Annotated in this window: 1 protein-coding gene; it reads right to left on the reverse strand. The window is 72.2% G+C overall.

What is annotated here, in order from left to right; translation table 11 throughout:
* Positions 1 to 127: 127 nt before the first annotated feature.
* On the reverse strand, positions 128 to 1,537 hold the full coding sequence (gene aspA, locus AB0F18_RS39220; protein WP_362070328.1) for an aspartate ammonia-lyase: 1,410 nt from the start codon (positions 1,535 to 1,537) through the stop codon (positions 128 to 130).
* Positions 1,538 to 1,639 lie beyond the last annotated feature (102 nt).

Raw genomic sequence — 1,639 nt, forward strand, 5'->3', positions numbered from 1 at the left:
TCTCCGGCTTGGGCGGGGTGTTGGCCGTTATATATTACAGGGGCCCGCCGCCCTGCGCGGGGCCCCCCCGCCCCGCCCCCGGCCCCGGCCGGGGCGGGGGGGGGGCCCGGCCCCCCCCCCCGCCCAGTCAGGCCCCGGACGCTCCGGTGCCCGCGAGCACCTCCGGGCGCAGCAGGGCGGCGAGCCGCTCGGCCGGGAGCAGGCCGCGCTCCAGGACCAGCTCCGCCACGCCCCGGCCGGTCCTCAGGGCCTCCTTGGCGATGTCGGTGGCGGCGGTGTATCCGATGTGCGGGTTCAGCGCGGTCACCAGGCCGATGGAGTTCTCGACCGTCGCGCGCAGGGTTTCGGTGTTGGCGGTGATGCCGGCCACGCAGCGCTCGGCGAGGGTGAGGCAGGCCGCGCGCAGGTGGGTGACGGACTTCGACAGGGAGTGCAGGATGACCGGCTCGAAGGCGTTGAGCTGGAGCTGTCCGGCCTCGGCCGCCATGGTGATGGTGACGTCGTTGCCGATCACCTCGAAGGCCACCTGGTTGACGACCTCCGGGATCACCGGGTTGACCTTGCCGGGCATGATGCTCGAACCGGCCTGTACCGGCGGCAGGTTGATCTCGCCGAGGCCCGCGCGCGGTCCGGAGGACAGCAGGCGCAGGTCGTTGCAGGTCTTGGAGAGCTTGACGGCGACCCGCTTGAGGACGCCGGACATCTGGACGAACGCGCCGCAGTCCTGCGTGGCTTCGACCAGGTCGGCGGCGGTCACCAGGGGCAGCCCGGTGATGCCGGCGAGGTGCCGGCGGGCCGCCTCGGCGTAGCCGGCCGGGGCGTTGAGGCCGGTACCGATCGCGGTGGCGCCGAGGTTGATCTCGTGGATGAGCCCGAGGGCCTCCGAGAGACGGCTGCGGTCCTCGTCGAGCATGACGGCGAAGGCGGAGAACTCCTGCCCGAGCGTCATCGGCACGGCGTCCTGCAACTGGGTGCGGCCCATCTTCAGCACGTCGCGGAAGTCAGTGGCCTTGCGGGCGAACGCCTCCTGCAGGACGGCCATGGCGTGGAGCAGGCCGTGTACCGCCGAGACGGTCGCGATCCGCACGGCGGTCGGGTAGACGTCGTTGGTCGACTGGCCGAGGTTGACGTCCTCGTTGGGGTGCAGGTGCCGGTAGTCGCCCCTGGCGTGTCCCAGCAGTTCCAGAGCCCGGTTGGCGATGACCTCGTTGGCGTTCATGTTGGTGGAGGTGCCGGCGCCGCCCTGGATGACGTCGACGACGAACTGGTCATGGAGCTTCCCGCCGCGGATCTCCCGGCACGCGGCGACGATCGCGGCGGCCTTCGCGGGCTCCAGCAGGCCGAGTTCCTCGTTGGCGAGGGCGGCGGCCTCCTTGACGGCGGCGAGGGCGTCGATCAGGTGCGGGTAGGCCGATATCGGCGTGCCGGTGATGGGGAAGTTCTCGGTGGCGCGCAGGGTGTGGACGCCCCAGTAGGCGTCCGCGGGGACGTCGCGGTCCCCGAGCAGGTCGTGTTCGCTGCGGGTGGCGGCGGTCATGGGTGTGCGGCCCTCTTCCTGAGGTGGGTGTGGGTGGGGGTGGTGGAACGTGGAGTCAGGCGGGGTGGGTGGGCGGGATCAGCGGCGGCACCGGCCGTACGC

The sequence above is a fragment of the Streptomyces sp. NPDC029216 genome, from assembly GCF_040648015.1.
Classification (GTDB): Bacteria; Actinomycetota; Actinomycetes; order Streptomycetales; family Streptomycetaceae; genus Streptomyces.

What these genes read in the sequence shown, in the direction of transcription:
- aspA (WP_362070328.1), bottom strand. Translation starts at nt 1,537, where the DNA reads ATGACCGCCGCCACCCGCAGCGAACACGACCTGCTCGGGGACCGCGAC.